We start from the raw sequence: 19,385 nt of genomic DNA, 5'->3' as shown, positions 1-19,385 counted from the left end.
CCGGCATCGGCCGTTGATCGCCACAACCTGACTTTCCGCGTCAACCGTCGGATAATCACCGGTCCGGCCGCATTGCGGCGCGAACGATGTGATCCGATGGCAATCCACTCCTCCGTACTCGACCTCATTGGGCACACCCCGATCGTCAAGGCCCAGCGCCTGGACACCGGTGTCTGCGAGCTCTACCTGAAGCTGGAGAGCGCCAATCCCGGAGGATCGATCAAGGACCGCATCGGCCTGTCGATGATCGAGGCCGCTGAGAAGCGCGGCGAGCTCACCCCGGGCGCGACCCTGGTCGAGGGCACCGCCGGCAACACCGGCCTGGGCCTGGCCCTGGTGGCCCAGCAGAAGGGCTACAAGCTGATCCTGGTCGTGCCCGACAAGATGAGCCGCGAGAAGATCTTCAACCTGAAGGCGATGGGCGCCGAAGTGCGCCTGACCCGTTCGGACGTGGCCAAGGGCCACCCGGAGTACTACCAGGACATGGCCAAGCGCGTGGCCGAGGAAACCCCCGGCGCGTACTTCATCAACCAGTTCGGCAACCCGGACAACCCGGCCGCCCATGAGTTCGGCACCGGCCCGGAGATCCTGGAACAGATGGACGGCGACCTGGACGCGATCGTGTTCGGCTGCGGCAGCTCGGGCACCATGACCGGCCTGTCCCGCGCCTTCGCCAGCGCCTCGCCGAAGACCGAGCTGGTCCTGGCCGACCCGGTCGGCTCGATCCTGGCCGAGTACATCAACGACGGCGTGCTCAACGACAAGTCGGGCAGCTGGCTGGTGGAAGGCATCGGCGAAGACTTCCTGCCCTCCATTGCCGATTTCAGCCGGGTCACCAAGGCCTATGCCATCACCGATGCGGAGAGCTTCCACACCGCGCGCGAGCTGCTGGGCAAGGAAGGCATCCTGGGCGGGTCCTCTACCGGCACCCTGCTGGCGGCGGCGCTGAAGTACTGCAAAGAGCAGACCACCCCGAAGAAGGTGCTGGTGCTGGTCTGCGACACCGGCAACAAGTACCTGTCCAAGATGTACAACGACTACTGGATGCTGGACAACGGCTTCCTGGAGCGCCCGCAGAGCGGCGACCTGCGCGACCTGATCCTGCGCCCGTACGGCCAGCGCGACACTGTCGTGATCGGCCCGAACGACCTGCTGACCACCGCCTACCAGCGCATGAAGCTGTACGACGTGTCGCAGCTGCCGGTGATGGACGGCGACCAGCTGGTGGGCATCGTGGATGAAAGCGACGTGCTGCTGCACGTATATGGCGATGAAGCCCGCTTCCGCGACCCGGTGGCCACGGCCATGGTCAGCAAGCTGGACCGGCTGGACGTGAAGTCCCCGATCGAGGCGCTGCTGCCGGTGTTCGACCGGGGCCAGGTGGCCATCGTCATGGACGGCGGCACGTTCCTGGGCCTGATCACCCGCATCGACCTGCTGAACTACCTGCGTCGCCGCGTTCAGTAAGCGCCTGGCCCCGGCCGCCGCTGCTCTGAATCTGCGTTTATCCGCGTCAACGGCCGATTAAGCCGCCGCTGATAGACTTCCGCTCCTTTTGCGGGAGCCCCCACCGGGGCTCTCCTTGCTGGGAAACAACATGTCCGACCACGCTTCCTCCGGGCACGGCAACCGTGCGCTTGCCCTGGCTACCCTGGCCATCCACGGCGGACAGTCGCCGGATCCGAGCACCGGCGCAGTGATGCCGCCGATCTACGCGACCTCCACCTACGCCCAGTCCAGCCCCGGTGAACACCAGGGCTTCGAGTACTCGCGTACTCACAACCCGACCCGCTTCGCCTACGAGCGCTGCGTGGCCTCCCTGGAAGGCGGCAGCCGCGGCTTCGCGTTCGCCTCGGGCATGGCCGCCAGCTCCACCGTGATGGAGCTGCTGGACGCCGGCAGCCACGTCGTGGCGATGGATGACATCTACGGCGGCACCTTCCGCCTGTTCGAGCGCGTGCGGAAGCGCACCGCCAACCTGCAGTTCAGCTTCGTCGACCTGACCGACCTGGCCGCGTTCGAGGCCTCGATCACCCCGCAGACCAAGATGGTCTGGATCGAAACCCCGACCAACCCGATGCTGAAGATCGTGGACATCGCCGCGGTGGCCGCCATCGCCAAGCGCCACGGCCTGGTCGTGGTGGTGGACAACACCTTCGCCTCGCCGATGCTGCAGCGCCCGCTGGAACTGGGCGCGGACCTGGTCCTGCACTCGGCCACCAAGTACCTCAACGGGCACTCGGACATGGTCGGCGGCATGGTGGTGGTGGGCGACAACGCCGAGCTGGCCGAACAGATGGCCTTCCTGCAGAACTCCATCGGGGGCGTGCAGGGCCCGTTCGACAGCTTCCTGGCCCTGCGTGGCCTGAAGACGCTGCCGTTGCGCATGAAGGCCCACTGCGCCAACGCGCTGGCCCTGGCCCAGTGGCTGGAGACCCACCCGGCGGTAGAGAAAGTGATCTACCCCGGCTTGGCCTCGCACCCGCAGCATGAGCTGGCCACGCGCCAGATGAACGGCTACGGTGGCATTGTCTCGATCGTCCTCAAGGGCGGTTTCGAGGCGGCCAAGCGCTTCTGCGAGAAGACCGAACTGTTCACCCTGGCCGAGTCGCTCGGCGGCGTGGAAAGCCTGGTCAACCACCCGGCAGTGATGACCCATGCCTCGATCCCGGTGGAACGCCGCGCCCAGCTGGGCATCAGCGATGCGCTGGTGCGGCTGAGCGTGGGCGTGGAGGAGCTGGGGGATCTGCAGGTGGATCTGGAAGGTGCGCTTTCGTGAGCACGCCCCGCCCCTGGCCTGCACCCGGATCGCCGTGATGGCGGCACCTGTGCCGACAGGCAGTCGCTGGTTGCGGCTGTCGGCATGGCTGCGCAGCCAGGGTCTGGTGCGGGCCTTGTATCGCCCGCTGCCGCGGGCGTGGCGCGAAAAGGTGTCTTCGGCGATGGCCGGCAGTGTGGTGGAGCAACTGCGCTTCGCCCGCACGCCGGCCTGGTCGCAGCCCATCCAGCGGCCGGCCGCGCCGACGGTCCGTCCATCCGAACCCGGTGCGCCCGGGTTGAACGTGTTCGGCCATTTTTCGGGCGAGTTCGGTCTGGCCGAAGTGGCGCGTGCGTATGCGCGCGCCCTGGCAGGCAACGGCGTGCCCGTCGCACTGGTGGACATCGGTGCCCCGGGCAACGGCGCCGATCCACACCTGGCCCGCTACCACGACGCGTCCGCCCCGCACGCCGTCAACCTGGTCTGTACCAATCCGGATGATTTTTCCGAGGTGCTCGACCGCATCGGCTCCGCGCGCCTGCAGGGCAAGCCGCTGCTGGCCAGCTGGTTCTGGGAGCTGGAGGCTATTCCCGAGGCATGGCAGCCGGCTATCGCGCGCGTGGATGGCATCGTCGTGGCAACGCAGTTCATCCAGGATGCCTTTGCCCGCGCGTGCAGCACGCCGTTGTTCCACGTACCGGTACCGATGCACGCAGCGGTGGATAGCGGCCTGCAACGCAGCGATTTTGGACTGGAAGAGGCGCCTTTCCTGTTCCTGTACAGTTTCGACTTCAATTCGTGGATGCAGCGCAAGAATCCCGGTGCGGTGATTGCGGCCTTCCGCACGGCGTTTCCGCCCGGCGATCGTTCGGTGCGCCTGCTGCTCAAGACCAGCCACGGGCACCGGCATCCGGAGCAGCTGCAGACGCTGCTGTCCCTTGCCGGCGCCGACGACCGCGTGCAGGTGCGTGACGACCTGATCGCCCCTGCGCATGTGGCCGCGCTGCAGCGGTGCTGCGACGCCTTTGTATCCCTGCATCGCAGCGAAGGACTGGGGTTGGGGATGGCCGAATGCATGGCCATCGGCAAGCCGGTGATCGCCACGGCGTGGTCGGGCAACCTGGACTTCATGACGGCGCAGAACAGCCTGCTGGTTGATGCGCAGCTGGTGCCGGTGCAGCCTGGCGACTACCCGGGTGATCCGCGCGCGCGCTGGGCCGACGCCGATATCGATCAGGCCGCCCTTGCCATGCGCCGCGTCCGCGGCGAGCCGGCCCTGGCCGGGGCGCTGGGCGCGCAGGCACGTACGGATATCCATAAGACCTTGTCATCGGCGGCGTGCGCATCGGGCCTGCGCAGCGCCATCACCCACCTGCTTGAACGCACTTCCTTGCCGGGCGACCGGCATTCCCAACAAAGGGTGTCATGAAAGAACTTCTACGTGCGGTGTGGGCTTACCGCCACTTCATCCTCTCATCGATCAAGAACGACCTGCGGTCGCGCTTCATCCGAAGCAAGCTGGGCGGGTTGTGGATGATCATCCATCCACTGGCCCAGGTGCTTATTTTTGCGCTGATCCTGTCCGAAGTGCTGGCTGCCAAGCTGCCCGGAATCGACAACAAGTATGCGTACGCGATCTTCCTGATGGCCGGGCAGCTGTGCTGGACGCTGTTCTCTGAAACGCTGCAGAAGTGCACCAATCTATTCATCGATAATGGCAACCTGATGAAGAAGATGGCGTTCCCGCGGCTGTGCCTGCCGTTGATCGCGGCCGGCCAGATGCTGGTCACCAACGTGCTGCTGATGGTGGCCATCTTCGGGGTGTTCGCCGCGTTGGGCCACCTGCCGGATGCGCAGGCCCTGTGGCTGCCGCCGCTGATGCTGCTGACGCTGCTGTTGTCCATGTCGGTGGGCATCCTGCTTGGCTCACTCAACGTGTTCATGCGCGACATCGGGCAGGTGGTGCCGGTGGTCCTGCAGGCGCTGTTCTGGCTCACCCCGGTGGTCTACAGCATCAACATCCTGCCCGAGCGCGTGCAGCAGTTCTTCAAGCTCAATCCGTTGTACCCGCTGGTGGCCAGTTATCAGAACGTGCTTGTGTTCGGCAAGCCGCCGATGCTGCGTGAGCTGGCGGTGCTGACCGTCTTTACCCTGGCTGCTGCGTTGGTGGCGATGATCGTGTTCCGGCGGGCCTCGCCTGAGATGGTGGATGCACTATGAGCGGCGAACTGACACTTTCCGGCGTTGGCAAGTCCTACCGGACCTGGGGCAGCGAATGGAAGCGGGTGGCCTCCTGGTTTGGCATTCCCGCCCGTCCCACCGATGAGCACTGGGTGCTCCAGGACATCGACCTGCACGTCGGGCCGGGCGAGGCCATTGGCCTCATCGGTCAGAACGGCGCAGGAAAGAGCACCCTGCTCAAGATCGTGACCGGCACCGTGCGGCCCACCGTTGGCCAGGTGGGCCGGCGCGGACGCATTGCCGCCATCCTTGAACTGGGCATGGGCTTCAACCCCGAGCTGACCGGTCGCCAGAACGCCACCCATGCCGCCGGCCTGATGGGCTACGAGATGAGCCAAGTGCTCGAGGCGATGCCGGCGATCGAAGCGTTTGCCGAGATCGGCGACTACTTCGATCAGCCCGTCCGCACCTACTCCAGCGGCATGCAGATGCGCGTGGCCTTCAGCGTGGCCACCGCCTTCAAGCCGGACATCCTCATCGTCGACGAAGCGTTGTCGGTGGGCGACTCCTATTTCCAGCACAAGAGCTTCGACCGCATCCGGGCGTTCCGCGAGCAGGGGACGTCGATCCTGTTCGTCTCCCACGGCATGTCCGAAGTGAAGACGCTGTGCGATCGCGTAATCCTGCTGGACGCTGGCCGCGTGCTCAAGGATGGGTCGCCCGATGAAGTGGTGGACTACTACAACGCGCTGGTGGCGAAGAAGGAAAATGCCTCGCTCAACATCGAGCAGCATCGCGAAGCGGATGGCTGGATGCTGACGCGCAGTGGCACGCGCGAAGTGACCTGCAATTCACTGGCACTGCTGGATGCGCAGGGCAACCCGATCCAGGTCGCCACGGTGGGGCAGAAGGTGGAGCTTCGCCTGGTTGCCGGCGTGCACGCGCCGGTGGACCGGCTGGTGCTGGGCTACATGGTCCGCGACAAGTATGGGCACGTGGTCTGGGGCACCAATACCTGGCATACCAAACAGGTGGAGCATGGGCTGGTAGCCGGCGAGACGGTGGTGTTCTCGCTTCCGTTCACCTGCACGCTCGGCCCGGGTTCCTACTCGGTCTCGCCGGCGCTGGTGAGCGGGGACAACCATCTTGAGAACAACTACGAATGGGTCGACAACCTGCTGGTTTTCGACGTGGTGAATGTTGATCGGGACGTGTTCATTGGTACGACCTGGCTCGATGGCGATTTCGTCATCGAACGGGGTACCGCCCAGCATGTGCCTGCGAAGGGGGGCATCGCATGAAGGACGGCATCATTTCCTATGCGCAGAATTTTGAGGACGTGATCCTCTGGCGCGCACTGGGTCACGTGCCGGCAGGCAACTACGTGGACATCGGTGCGCAGAGCGCCTACGAGGACTCGGTCAGCCGCGCCTTCCATGAGCAGGGCTGGAAGGGCGTGCACGTGGAGCCCATGCCGTTCTATGCGGACCAGCTTCGCAAGGAGCGGCCGGGTGACGTGGTGATGCAGGTGATGGTCGGTGCCGAAGAAGGGATCGGTGCCCTGTTTGCGATGTCCGGCACCGGCTTGAGCACCTCGCGCGAAGACCTTGCCGAGGGCTACGAGCGCGACGGCCGGGACGTCACCCGCGTCGTGGTGCCGGTGGTCACGCTCGATCAGGTCCTGGCGATCGTCGAAGGCGATGTCCACTGGTTGAAGATCGACGTCGAAGGTGCCGAAAAGCAGGTCCTGGAGGGCTGGCATGGCCCCTTGCGCCCGTGGGTGCTGGTGATCGAAAGCACGCGCCCCATGAGCCAGGAACAGAACTACGAGGAGTGGGACGCGCTGGTGGTCGAGAAGGGCTACCGGTTCGTGTATTTCGACGGCCTCAACCGCTTCTACGTCAGTGACGCCCACCCGGAGCTGGCCGATGCCTTCCACGTCGGGCCGAACGTATTCGACCGCTTCCAACTGGCCGGCACCGCCACATCCACCTTCGCCGCCAAGTTGAACCTCGATGCCGCCGTCGCCCACGGCGAAGCCGCACGCAGGGGAGAAGACCTGACGCGGATATCCGCCGAGCTGGCGCAGACCAAGGACGTGTTGTCGAGCACCCAACAGGCCAATACGGAGTTCGAGCTGCGCCTGCTGCAGCAGCGGCTGGACGCCAGCGAGCGGCAGAAGGCGCTGCTGGCAGACCAGGCATGGGCCATGAGCCATGCGGGTCGCCTGCAGGAAGAGTTGATGCAGACCAAGGCCGCCGCGGCCGAGGCAGTGGCGGCGGCCGTCGCACAGGTCTCCGACGAGCGCGACCTCGCGCTGTCCCAGGTGGCCAAGCTGCATGGCGATCTCACGATCATCCATAACAGCACCTCGTGGATCGTCACGGCGCCCCTGCGGGTGTTGTCGCGCGTGCTGCGCGCCGTCGCCAAGGCGCCGGTCAGCCTGGCGCGGCACGGGGTGCAGGCGTTCAAGCCGGCAGTGAAGCGGGTCGTCTTCGGCGTCCTTCGCCGTGCGTCGCGCTCGCCGAGGCTCCGGCGTACGGCGGGCAACGTCCTGGCGTCGATGCCGGCGCTGGATGCGCGCCTTCGCGCCTGGCATGGTGCCGCCCTGGGCAGGCCGACGGTGATTCACCCGGGCCCGCAGGCGATCACGGCGGTGGATTCAACGGCCCTCCGGCAACTGCTCGCTGAGCCGTTGCCGGCGGATGTTTCGGCCCAGGCAAGGCAGCGTTTGCTGCGCCTGCGCCATGCAGTGGTAGGAGCGAAGGCCTAAGTGCGCATCGTAATCGACCTTCAGGGGGCGCAGTCCGGCAGCCGCTTCCGTGGTATCGGCCGCTATTCGTTGTCGCTGGCGTTGGCCATGGTGCGCAATGCGGGCAGCCACGAGATCCATGCCGTGCTCAATGGCCGCTTCGAGGACAGCATCGAGCCCATCATCAAGGCGTTCGGTGACACGCTTCCGGCGAACCGTTTCCACATCTGGCTGCCTGTGCGCACGGCCGGACTGGTCGGTGACGATGGGGTGGATGAGCGGCTGCGTGAAGCCTTCCTGCAGGCGTTGAAGCCGGACATCGTGCATGTGTCCAGTCTGTTTGAAGGGCTGGGCGAGCCTGCCATCACCAGCATCGGCGTTGGCAGTACCCCGATGCGCACGGCGGTGACCCTGTTCGATCTGATTCCGCTGATCTACCGCAAGCGTTACCTGGACAACCCGGTGATGGCGCGCTGGTATCACGGCAAGATCGCGCAGATGCGGCGGGCCGACCTGCTGCTGGGCATCTCCGCCTCGGCCGCGCAGGAGGCAGTGGACCATCTCGGGTTCGATGCCGACGGCGTGGTCAATATTTCTTCGGCCATCGACGAGGGCTTCCAGCGCCTGGGTGCCGATGCCCTGGACGAGGCGGCGGTCCGTGGCAGGTACGCGCTGACGCGTCCCTTTGTGATGTACACCGGCGGCATCGACCATCGCAAGAACATTGAAGGGCTGATCCGCGCCTATGCGAAGTTGCCCAAGAACGTGCGATCGGCGCATCAGCTGGCCATCGTGTGCTCCGTGCACGAAGAGCCGCGACGCCTGTTGACCGCCCTCATGCGCGACTGTGGATTGCGCGAGGACGAAGTGGTGCTCACCGGGTTCGTGCCGGAGGAGGACCTGGTGGCGCTGTACAACATCGCGCGGCTGTTCGTGTTCCCGTCCTGGCATGAAGGATTTGGCCTGCCCGCGCTGGAGGCGATGCAGTGCGGTGCGCCGGTGATCGGTGCGGCCACGTCCAGCCTGCCGGAGGTCATCGGCCTGGAAGAGGCCCTGTTCGACCCCTATGACGATCTGGCCATCATGCAGAAGATGGCGCAGGGCCTGACCGACGAGGCCTTCCGCGCGCGGCTGCTTGCGCACGCGCCGGTGCAGGCGCTGAAGTTCTCCTGGGATGCCAGCGCCATCAAGGCCATCGCGGCCATGGAGGCATGCTGTGAGCGTCCGCTGGCGGCCCCGCGGCCCCGCTTGGCCTACGTTTCGCCGATGCCGCCGGAGCGCAGCGGGATCGCCGACTACAGTGCCGAGCTGGTGCCCGAGCTGGCGCGCTTCTATGAGATCGATGTGATCCTCACCCAGCCCGACATCGACGACCATGCCGTGGAGGGCACGGCGCGGGTGCGTGATATGGCGTGGTTCCAGGCGCACGGCGCCGGCTACGACCGGGTGATCTACCATTTCGGCAACTCGATGTACCACGCCCACATGGTGGAGATGCTGGAGCGGGTGCCGGGCGTGGTGGTGCTGCACGATTTCTTCCTCAGTGGCCTGTTCGCCTACCGCGAACTGGCCATGGGAATGCGTGGCACGTGGAACGAGGCGTTGTACCGCTCGCATGGTTACGTGCCCATGCCGGCCAAGGCCGACCGCCAGCACGAACAGCTCATGCAGGACTATCCGTGCAATTTCACGGTGCTGTCTGCGGCGCAGGGCGTGGTTGTCCATTCCGCCGTTTCGCGGCGGATGGCCCAGCAGTACTACCCGTGCGGTGATACGGCGTCGTGGCGTGAGGTTCCCCTCATGCGTGCGCCGGCGTTCCCCGGCACGGCCGAGCGCCGTGCTGCACGCGCAGCGCTGGGCCTGCCGGAAAACGCCTTCGTGGTCTGCAGCTTCGGCTTCATGGCGCCATCCAAGCAGAACGCACGCCTTGTCGACGCGTGGCTGGCGTCACCGCTGGCCAAGGACGAGCGGTGCCACCTGGTCTTCGTCGGCCAGGCCGATCCGAACGACTACGGCCATGCGCTTGAGCGCAGCATCCAGTCCAGTCCGGCAGGCAAGCGTATCCACATCACCGGGTTCGCCGAGCGGGACGATTTCCGCCGCTACCTGATGGCCGGCGACGTTGCCGTGCAGCTGCGGACCTTCTCGCGAGGCGAGACGTCGGCTGCGGTCCTGGACGCGATGAACCATGGGCTGGCCACGGTGGTGAATGCCAACGGCGCCATGGCCGACCTGCCGGACCATGTCGTCATCAAGTTGCCCGATGCGTTCGACGATGCGTCGCTGCAGGATGCACTGGTCACGCTCTACCGCGATGACGCGCTGCGCGCGCGCCTGTCCGCCGACGCCCGGGCGTTCATGCTCGACGTCCACGGGCCGCGTCGATGCGCAGAGGCGTACCACCAGGCCATCGAAGCGTTCCATGCCGCTGCCCAGGCGTCACCGCAGGCGTTGGTTACCTCGCTCGGTCGTTACCTGGCCCACGGCGGCGGGATGGTGGATGAAGCCGCGCTTGGCCAGGCCATGGCCTGGAGTTTCCCGGCGGCGTCGACCTGCCCCCAGGCATTGGTGGATATCGATGCGCTGAGCGCGGCCGGCAACGAGAGCGCGCTGGAGCGACTGCGCGTGCTGCTGCTGGCGCCGCCGCCGGGCTGGCGGATCGAGCCGGTGACCTGCCGCGGTGACGGCGTCTACCACTATGCGCGCAAGGCAACGCTGGCGTTGCTGGGCTGTCCTGACGACATGCTGGCCGATGATCCCGTGGATGCAGCACCGGGTGACCTGCTGCTCGGCATGCCCGGCGCGCAGGCGGTGGACAGCGTGGCGCGCCGGCATCTGCGCTGGACCGGCGTGCAGGAGGCGAACTGGGATGACTGGGCACCGAGGATGCACGCTGGATAACGTGCTCGACCACCGTATCGCGACGGCAACCGGGCCGGCGCTGCTACAGCGGACACTGGCAGGGCGGGCCGGTGCTGCAGGCTGTGATGGGCGTGTCGCGGGGAATGTGAAGACCCGTGGCAGAATATCCCGCTTCAGCCTACTGCCAGGCTCGCTGGGGGTCCGGGCGCGCGGCTTCGCTGCGCAGCCACCTGGCGCGTAGAGAACGTCGCTCCCGTTTGCTGCCGGATCTGCAGCAGGGACCGACCTGCCAAAACCGTATCAATCATTGAAGAAGAAAACACATCATGAAGAAGGCAATCATCACGGGTATCACGGGTCAGGACGGTGCTTACCTGACCGAACTGCTGCTTGAGAAGGGCTACGAGGTCCATGGCACGTACCGTCGCACCAGCTCGGTGAACTTCTGGCGCCTGGACGAAGTGGGCGTGCTCAACCACCCGAACCTGCATCTGGTCGAGTACGACCTCACCGACCTGGGCACCACCATCTCGATGGTGCAGAAGATCCAGCCGGACGAGATCTACAACCTGGCCGCGCAGAGCTTCGTGGGCGTGAGCTTCGAACAGCCCACCACCACCGCACAGATCACCGGCGTCGGCGCGCTCCACCTGCTGGAAGCGATCCGCCTGATCAATCCGAAGATCCGCTTCTACCAGGCGTCGACCTCGGAAATGTTCGGCAAGGTGCAGGCCATCCCGCAGATCGAAGAGACGCCGTTCTACCCGCGCAGCCCGTATGGCGTGGCCAAGCTCTACGCGCACTGGATCACGGTGAACTACCGCGAGAGCTACGACATCTTCGGTTCCAGCGGCATCCTGTTCAACCACGAAAGCCCGCTGCGCGGCCGTGAGTTCGTGACCCGAAAGATCACCGACTCGGTGGCCAAGATCAAGCTCGGCCAGCTGGACTGCCTGGAGCTGGGCAACCTGGATGCCAAGCGCGACTGGGGCTTTGCCAAGGAATACGTGGAAGGCATGTGGCGCATGCTGCAGGTCGACCAGCCCGACACCTTCGTGCTGGCAACCAACCGCACCGAGACCGTGCGCGACTTCGTGCAGATGGCCTTCAAGGGCGCGGGCATCGACGTCGAGTTCCGTGGCAAGGACCAGGACGAAACCGCGGTCGATACGGCTACCGGAAAGACGGTGATGCGCATCAATGCGAAGTTCCACCGCCCGGCCGAAGTCGACCTGCTGATCGGCAATCCGGAGAAAGCCGCGCGCGTGCTGGGCTGGAAGCCGACGACCACCCTGGAACAGCTGTGCCAGATGATGGTTGAGGCGGACCTGAAGAGGAACGAACGTGGTTTCTCCTTCTGAGATCCCCGGTAAGCGTGTCCTGATCACGGGGGCGTCCGGCTTCACCGGACGCTACGTGATCGAGCGGCTGCAGGCCGATGGGTACGAGGTGGTGACCCTGGGGTCGCACGCGGGCCCGTCGGGCACCGCGTCGGTGGATCTGCTCGATCGCGCCGCGCTGCAGGTCGCCCTTGAGGCGCTGCAGCCGGCCTATGTCATCCACCTGGCGGCGATCTCATTTGTCGCCCATGGGGATGCCGATGAAATCTACCGGGTCAACATCGTAGGCACGCGCAACCTGCTCGAGGCCCTTGCCGGGTTGCCGACGCCGCCGGCGCATGTGCTGCTGGCCAGCAGCGCGAACGTGTATGGCAACGTGGGCGGTGTGCTCGGCGAAGACGCGCCGTTGTCGCCGCAGAATGACTATGCCGTCAGCAAGATGGCCATGGAGGCGATGGCGTCGCTGTGGAAGGACCGGCTGCCGATCACCGTGGTCAGGCCGTTCAACTACACCGGGGTAGGGCAGTCCGAACGGTTCCTGATTCCCAAGATCGTGGGGCATTTCAAGCGTCGCGCGCCGGTGATCGAGCTGGGCAACATCGACGTGTCACGCGATTTCTACGACGTGCGCTGGGTTGCCGAGTTGTACGCGCGGTTGCTCGCCACGCCGGGCGTTGGCGAGGTGTACAACGTCTGCTCCGGCGTGGAGTGGTCGCTGCAGCAGGTGATCGACACGCTCAACGCACTCGCCGGCTACACCATCGAGGTGCGGGTGAACCCCGCCTTTGTGCGCGGCAACGAAGTCAAATCGCTGCGCGGCTCCAACGACAAGGTGTTGGCCAAGGTCGGTGAGATGCCCGCGTTCGACTTCGCCTCCACCCTGTCCTGGATGTACGGAAGCACCCCGTGAGCCAATCTCCATTGAACGTTGCCCCCGCCCAACAACGCGGTTGGCCGGACGCCCTCCTGCGGGCCGGGCAGTTCCTGTGCGATGACCGCCGCCGCACCCTGCTGGCGGCGTTCCTGCTGGCGATCAATTTCGTCCTGCTGGTGGTGTTTCTCTTCGTCAGCTACAAGGGCATCTTCCACTCCGATTCGGCGGTCCGTGTACTGCTGGCGCAGGAGATGCACGACACCGGCCGGTTCTTCCCGGCGGGCTGGAACTACGTCAACAAGGATCTGATGATCCTGTTCGCCCAGCTCGGCGTGTGGCCGCTTCAGTTCTTCTATGAAGGCAGTTACACGCTTTATGCGGTGACCGGCGTTGCCGTGGCCGTGCTGATCCTGGGCAGTGTCTGGTGGTTTACCGGGCTGCTCGGGGGCAGTACCTGGCAGCGTGTGCTGGCGTTGGCCGTGCTCGCCGGCGGGGTCTCGGCGGGCATCGAGGAAGACATCTTCGGCCAGGCGGCGTACGGCATCCTGCTGATGCTCAGCTGCCTGATCACGGTGCTGACCTGGAAGTCGATGACGGCCGTGCCGCAGCGACGTCCGGTGTGGTGGGCGCTGTTGTTCGTCCTGGTTGCCCTGTGCACGTGGAGCAATCCGCAGCGCGCCGCGGCCACCTATCTGCTGCCGTTGTACTGCGGCCTGGCCGCCTACCTGTGGGGCGGGGACTGGAAGCCGCGCCTGCGGGCATCTGTGCCGGTAGTGGCTGCCACGGTGCTCGGGTTCGTCATCGGCGCCGGCCTCAGCGTATGGACGCTGACGCACGTCAACAACAATGCGGGCGTGGGCGCAGCCCATTGGCTCGATTTCAACGCGATGGCCACCAACATCGTGCACACCGCCCACGGCCTGGTGGCCCTGCTGGGCGGCGTGCCGGCCGGTGGCGGCAATGTCATCAGCGCACCGGGCATCTACGCGGCGCTGCGGCTGCTTGCCGCGGTGATCCTGCTGGTGCTGATGGGGCGCAAGGTCGTTGCGCTGTGCCGAAGTGCCAGCCCGCAGGCACGCTTCGTGGGCGGGATGGTGGCGGGTCTGGCCGCGTGCTTCCTGTTCCTGCATGTCACCACCACCGTGGCCGACATGAACGACCCGGTCAGCGTGGCCCGCTATCTGGCTCCGGCGACCACGCTGGCGCTGCTGCTGGTGATCTGCTCGCCGCTCCAGAGCGCGTCCCGCCTGGGGGCACTGCTTGTGGTCGGACTCAGCCTGCTGTTGGCCACCAACAGCGTGGTCCGTTTCAACCCGGGCTCGATGATCCACCCCGCCTGGCAGAACCCGCAGCGTGATGCGCTGGTGGCCGAACTGAAGGCCATGGGGCTGCAGTATGGGTATGCCACCTATTGGAATGCCGGTGCGCTCACCGTCCTCAGCGGCGGCGACGTCAAGATCCGGCAGGTCGAGGTGTTCAACGGTTTGCCGGTTCCGATGCGCCACCTTTCGTCGGACCATTGGTACGAGCCGGAAGCCTGGCAGGGCGAGACGTTCCTGCTGCTGACCGACACCGAAGTGGCGTCGATCAACTGGGGCACGCTGACCCACTACGCCGGCCAGCCGATCCGGCAGGCCAGGATCGGTGACAAGCAGGTGTTCGTGTTCAAGCAGAACCTGGCCCTGGACGTTCCCGGCTGGAGTGCGGTGCTGCGCAAGCCGCTGCGGATCAACGCCGGGCCGGACGGGTCGAAAACGGTCGGGCGCTGGGTCGACTCGACCCAGTCGCTGAAGGCCATGCCCGGCGAGTCCGGCTACCTTCAGTTCGGGCCCTACGTGTTGCTTGGCCGCGGACGCTACAGCGTCACGTTCGATGTCGCCGGCCAGGCCGATCCTGCACAGCAGGTGGTGGCGGTCGTGGATGTGGTCGCCGAAGGCGGGGCGCAGGTGATGGGCGTGGCGGAGGTGCGCGGCGACGGCACTGCCCAGCACACCATCGAGTTCACCCTGGACAAGCCCGTGGCCACCCTGGAGATGCGCGTGGTTGCCAACGGCACCGGCGAGGTCACCTACAAGGGCGTGACACTGTCCGCGCGTTGATCGCGCCCCTCGCCAGCGCCCATCGGGGCGCCGGCGCAGGGTGTTTCACCGGGCCGAGAGCGTGAGTCCTCTGTACGCCACCTCGCCGCTGCCCGTTGCCATGATCCGTAGTTCAAGGTCGGTGACCGGCTGATCCAGGCGGAACTGGACCGTATGCGTGGTCTGGCCGTCTGCGCGAACCTCCGCGGAGCCCAGAATGCCGGTGCCGCCGGCAACCGATACATCCACAACGGCCACCACCTGTCCCGTCGGCTCGCTGCTGCCGGTGACGTCATAGGTCACCTGGTAGGTGCCGCGACGCAGCGGCCGGTACGGGCCGTACTGAAGGAAGCCGGACTCGCCCAACCGTGTCCGCAGCGCGCCTTCCGCATCGACCCATCGGCCGACCATTTTCGCGCTGTCAGGCGCGGCCGACAGGTGGTACGGCGCGTTCAGTGCATTGCTCCAGTTGGGCAGGTCCCGCGCGATGTTGTGCTTGAAGACGTACAGGTGCAGGTTGCCGACGCGCGATTCGCGGATCGGCGCCCCGGCATGCCGGGTCATGGCACTCCAGTCCATCGCGGCCATGTCGGTGTCATTGAGCAGCAGGAAGGTCTCGCCCTGCCACGCCTCCGGCTCGTACCAGCGATCGGATGACAGGTGGCGCATGGGCAGCGGCAGGCCACTGGAAATGATGATCTGGCGAATCCGGATCTCGCTGCCGCTGAGGACGGTCAGCGATCCGGCGTTCCAGTAGTTGGCATAGCCGTAGCGCAGCCCCAGGGTCTTCAGCTCGGCGACCAGTGCGTCGCGTTGTGGATTCTGCCAGCCCGGATTGATCATCGACCCGGGATTGAAGGACACCACACTGCTGGTGGCCAGCAGCAGGCTCATGCCCACCACCAGCAGCGACCGCAGCGGCGCGGCGGCATCCAGCGGCGAGCAGACCACGGCCATCACCCCGAGGACGACCATCGGCGTCAGGTAACGTGCCGCGCTGACCGGGTCGTTGATGTCGGGAATGGTGGTGGTGGCCTGCAGGAACAGGAAGCACAGTGAAAGTCCCGCCAGCAGCCCGCCCACGAACCGCGCACGATCGCCGGGCCCCGCACACATCACCACGATCCTCCGGCCGATCATCACCAGCAGCACCAGGGCCGCCAGAAGCCTCACCGCGGCGTACAGTCCGGCCGCGGTGGTCACGCTGCCACCGCCGACCGGCACGCCGCCCAGCAGGCCCATCAGCGCATGCCCGGTGTGCACCACGTTCGCGGCCATCCCATCAAAACTCAGCCAGCGTGCGGCCCCCGCACCGGCATTGTTGTTGACCCGGGTCAGCGTCAGCACGCTCAGAACCGCGCCTGCGGCGAAGCCGCCCAGGGCCGCCACGACAACCGGCACGCAGCGCTGCAGGCGTCGCTTCCACTCTCCGCCCCAGGCATAGGCGGCCAGCCCACAGAACAGCGGCAGCAGGTAGGACGCGGCCGACCGCTGCGGATTGCTCCAGGTGATCAGGGTCACCAGCCCGAAGAGCAGGGCGCACCACAGAACGCGCCGCGCCATCGCGGTGCTCATGACCTTCCAGGCCAGCACCGTGACCAGGCAGGTGAACATCACCACCGCACCGTAGGCGGCCTGTCCGAACACATCCTCCGCGACGCCGCCCGAGATGCCGCCGGCCAGCACCGCCACGGCCAGCACCCGCTGCCAGGGTCTGCCGTCCAGCAGCCCGGTGAACCAGCCGGCGCTGGCCAGAATGAGCAGGGCCACCACGCTGCTGGAGATCGCATAGAGCGTGTAGCTGTTGTCGAAGAAGAACAGCAGGGGAAAGATGCCCAGCTGGCCGAACAGGACCATCAGGTCCTTGTTGACGTAGTTCCAGCCCGGCGGGAAGAACCGCGCCGTATCGTGCATTTCCTGTGCGAGCAGATTCTTGACGGCCGAATCGGAGTGGAAGATGCCCTTGTAGCTGACGAACAGGTAGGTGATCAGCAGGACCACATTGATCACCAGCAGCACTGACGCCACTGCGGTGCGCCCGCGCTCACGGGTCAGGAAGCCGGTCACACCGGCGCGCCAGCGCTTTTCCCCGCGCACGTGCGGTACCGCAGTCGAGTGCATCGATGCTCTGCTCACAGGTCGATTCCGCAGGAAGAACCACGTTTGGTCTCTACCGGGTCTCACCCAACCCGGGCATCATCTGGCAGTGCTGTTCTTGCTCAGGTTGCTCTGTGTCGCCGCGCTTCCCCGCGCGGCGCTGTAGCACGATGCCGCCGTCAGCCTCCCGTGGCTGACGCGCGCTCAGGCATCGTTCGCCCTCAGGCGCGGCACTCCATTACGCAATGCGTGTAGGGAACGTAGATCATGTCGTGGCGAACGGTGACTTTGACGTCCTGGAAGGCCTTCTCCGCCAAGGCGCGGTAGGCATCCGGTGTGCGGATGTTCTGGCCGCGGTCGCGCAGGATCAGGTTGCGTGCCAGGGAGGACTGGTCGTCCACCAAGGTGCCATCCATGGTGACCAGATGGCCACCGGGCTTGAGCTTGCTGCGCGCCGACTGCATCAACTTCACCACGATATCGTCGTCCAGGTGGTGCAGGATGCCGACGGCCAGGACCACGTCGGCCAGTTCGTCGCCGTCCTGTGGCTGGTAGTCGGCAATGTCCATGCAGTGGAACGTGGCGCGGTTGCCGAAGCGGCGGTTGGCCGATTCGATGTAAAGCGGGGACAGGTCGAAGCCGTGGTAGCCGGCTCCCTTTGGCAGGTGGGGGACGATCTCACCGGTCCCGCACCCGATATCCAGGATGGTCGCGTTGGGCCCCGGCCGCGCATGGTCGTTGAGCAGGCGCTTGCGCGCCTTCTGTGCGCCCAGGATGTTCTGCAGCAGGTCGTAGGCCCACGGGGCCGAGAGAATTGCGTGAAGGCCGGTCGTCTTCTGGGCCATGGCTAACCTCTCGAGGTACGGGGTGGCGGGAGGCCGGAGTGACCCTCCTGACTGCTGATAGTCCTGCACTTGCCGCTGGCCACGCAAGTGCGACTGCGGCATGCCGGACCGATGCACGCCCACCAGATGCAGAAAACCCCGCCGAAGCGGGGTCTTGAGAGACTGCCAACTACCCGCGCGCGTGCTCAGGCCCGGCCGTAGCTGTCCTCGAAGCGCACGATGTCGTCTTCGCCCAGATAGCTGCCCGACTGCACTTCGATCAGCTCCAACGGCAGCTTGCCCGGGTTCTTCAGGCGATGGGTAACGCCCAGCGGGATGTAGGTGCTCTGGTTTTCGGTCAGCAGGATGACCTCCTCGCCACGGGTGACCTCGGCAGTGCCGCTGACCACGATCCAGTGTTCGGCCCGGTGGTGGTGCATCTGCAGGCTGAGCGTGGCGCCCGGCTTGACGGTGATGCGCTTGACCTGGAACCGGGCGCCGTTATCGATCGAGTCGTAGGCGCCCCACGGGCGGTAGACCTTGCGGTGCGCGGCTGCTTCGCTGCGGCCGTCGCGCTTGATCCGGGCCACGATTTCCTTGACGTCCTGCACGCGGTCCTTGTGGCCCACGAACACCGCATCATCGGTTTCCACCACCACCACGTCATCCAGCCCGACCATGGCGATCAGGCGGCTGCCGTAGGCGTAACTGTTGCGGCAATCGACCGCGATCACGTCGCCGTGGCAGGCATTGCCCGAGGCATCCTTGTCCGACACTTCCCACAGCGCCGACCACGAGCCCACGTCGTTCCAGCCGGCATCCAGCGGCACCACGGCCGCATCGGCGGTCTTTTCCATCACTGCGTAATCGATGGAATCGTTCGGGCTGGCGGCGAAGGCGTCGGCATCCAGGCGGATGAAGTCGCTGTCGCGCGACGCCTTGTCCAGCGCGGCACGGCTGGCGGCCAGGATGGCCGGCTGCAGGGCTTCAAGCTCGGCCAGGTAACGCGAGGCCTTGAACAGGAACATGCCGCTGTTCCAGAAGTACTCGCCGGACCGCACGTACTGTTCGGCGGTTTCCAGGTTCGGTTTCTCGACGAAGCGCTCGACCGCGCGCACGCCCTGGCCAGCCGCGGCCTTGATGTAGCCGTAGCCGGTTTCCGGTGCGGTCGGCACGATGCCGAAGGTGACCAGCTTGCCCGTCTGCGCGGCGGCCGCGGCCTGCTCGACCGCCTCGTGGAACGCCTTTTCATCGCGCACCACGTGGTCCGACGGCAACACCAGCAGCAGCGCGTCATCGCCGTTGGCCATTGCCTGCAGCGCGGCAATGGCGATCGCCGGGGCGGTGTTGCGGCCGATCGGTTCGAGGATCAGCGCCTGCGGCGTGACATTGCACTCGCGCAGCTGCTCGGCGGCCATGAAACGGTGTTCCTGGTTGGCCACCACGATCGGTGCGGCACCGGCGACCTGCGCAACGCGCTTCCACGTGGCCTGGAGCATGGTGTCCTCCCCGACCAGCGGCAGGAACTGCTTCGGATAGGCCTCGCGCGAGACGGGCCACAGGCGGGTGCCGGAACCACCGGAGAGGATGACGGGAACGATGGGCAACATGGATGCGTC

General features: G+C 66.0%; 13 protein-coding genes. 10 read left to right on the top strand and 3 right to left on the bottom strand.

Annotation, left to right across the window (positions count from 1 at the left end; genetic code table 11):
* Nucleotides 1-96: 96 nt before the first annotated feature.
* The 10 genes from AC1DCJ_RS04095 (at nucleotide 97) to AC1DCJ_RS04050 (ending at nucleotide 14,866) form a co-directional block, all read left to right on the top strand.
* Entirely contained in the window at nucleotides 97-1,467 is a 1,371-nt protein-coding gene (locus AC1DCJ_RS04095) for a pyridoxal-phosphate dependent enzyme (RefSeq protein WP_038690651.1), read from the top strand.
* A gap of 130 nt (nucleotides 1,468-1,597) precedes the next feature.
* On the top strand, nucleotides 1,598-2,779 hold the full coding sequence (locus AC1DCJ_RS04090) for a cystathionine gamma-synthase (RefSeq protein WP_478070185.1): 1,182 nt from the start codon (nucleotides 1,598-1,600) through the stop codon (nucleotides 2,777-2,779).
* A gap of 37 nt (nucleotides 2,780-2,816) precedes the next feature.
* Nucleotides 2,817-4,187 (top strand): glycosyltransferase, encoded by a 1,371-nt coding sequence (locus AC1DCJ_RS04085; RefSeq protein WP_478070184.1) that lies wholly within the window; start codon nucleotides 2,817-2,819, stop codon nucleotides 4,185-4,187.
* Entirely contained in the window at nucleotides 4,184-4,978 is a 795-nt protein-coding gene (locus AC1DCJ_RS04080; protein WP_354285168.1) for an ABC transporter permease, read from the top strand. The genes AC1DCJ_RS04085 and AC1DCJ_RS04080 overlap by 4 nt, the downstream gene beginning before the upstream one ends.
* A complete protein-coding gene (locus tag AC1DCJ_RS04075; RefSeq protein ID WP_478070183.1) occupies nucleotides 4,975-6,240 on the top strand; it encodes an ABC transporter ATP-binding protein in 1,266 nt (421 codons plus the stop codon). The genes AC1DCJ_RS04080 and AC1DCJ_RS04075 overlap by 4 nt, the downstream gene beginning before the upstream one ends.
* An 83-nt stretch (nucleotides 6,241-6,323) precedes the next feature.
* Nucleotides 6,324-7,712, top strand: a complete 1,389-nt coding sequence (locus AC1DCJ_RS04070; protein WP_478070182.1) for an FkbM family methyltransferase — start codon at nucleotides 6,324-6,326, stop codon at nucleotides 7,710-7,712.
* Complete coding sequence (locus tag AC1DCJ_RS04065) at nucleotides 7,713-10,592, top strand: glycosyltransferase (protein WP_478070181.1); 2,880 nt, start codon at nucleotides 7,713-7,715, stop codon at nucleotides 10,590-10,592.
* Between the two features lie 287 nt (nucleotides 10,593-10,879).
* Nucleotides 10,880-11,914, top strand: a complete 1,035-nt coding sequence (gene gmd / locus AC1DCJ_RS04060; protein WP_159495660.1) for a GDP-mannose 4,6-dehydratase — start codon at nucleotides 10,880-10,882, stop codon at nucleotides 11,912-11,914.
* Nucleotides 11,898-12,803, top strand: coding sequence for an NAD-dependent epimerase/dehydratase family protein (locus AC1DCJ_RS04055; RefSeq protein WP_478070180.1), 906 nt, complete (start codon nucleotides 11,898-11,900; stop codon nucleotides 12,801-12,803). The genes gmd and AC1DCJ_RS04055 overlap by 17 nt, the downstream gene beginning before the upstream one ends.
* Nucleotides 12,800-14,866: a hypothetical protein gene (locus AC1DCJ_RS04050; protein ID WP_478070179.1), complete on the top strand. Its 2,067-nt coding sequence runs from the start codon at nucleotides 12,800-12,802 to the stop codon at nucleotides 14,864-14,866. Before AC1DCJ_RS04055 ends, AC1DCJ_RS04050 begins: the two co-directional genes overlap by 4 nt.
* 45 nt (nucleotides 14,867-14,911) lie before the next feature.
* Here AC1DCJ_RS04050 and AC1DCJ_RS04045 read toward each other — a convergent pair whose 3' ends face one another.
* From AC1DCJ_RS04045 to AC1DCJ_RS04035, 3 genes are all read right to left on the bottom strand, one after another.
* Complete coding sequence (locus AC1DCJ_RS04045; protein WP_478070178.1) at nucleotides 14,912-16,966, bottom strand: hypothetical protein; 2,055 nt, start codon at nucleotides 16,964-16,966, stop codon at nucleotides 14,912-14,914.
* Nucleotides 16,967-17,163: 197 nt separating this feature from the next.
* Nucleotides 17,164-17,787 carry a class I SAM-dependent methyltransferase gene (locus tag AC1DCJ_RS04040; protein WP_159495664.1) on the bottom strand — a complete coding sequence of 208 codons (624 nt, stop codon included), beginning with the start codon at nucleotides 17,785-17,787 and terminating at the stop codon, nucleotides 17,164-17,166.
* 185 nt (nucleotides 17,788-17,972) lie between these two features.
* Nucleotides 17,973-19,376 (bottom strand): mannose-1-phosphate guanylyltransferase/mannose-6-phosphate isomerase, encoded by a 1,404-nt coding sequence (locus tag AC1DCJ_RS04035; protein ID WP_478070177.1) that lies wholly within the window; start codon nucleotides 19,374-19,376, stop codon nucleotides 17,973-17,975.
* Nucleotides 19,377-19,385 lie beyond the last annotated feature (9 nt).

It is taken from the genome of Stenotrophomonas sp. 10N36 (assembly GCF_056395005.1).
Note: the sequence above shows the minus strand (reverse complement) of the source record. Positions and strands in the feature narration are given on the sequence as shown.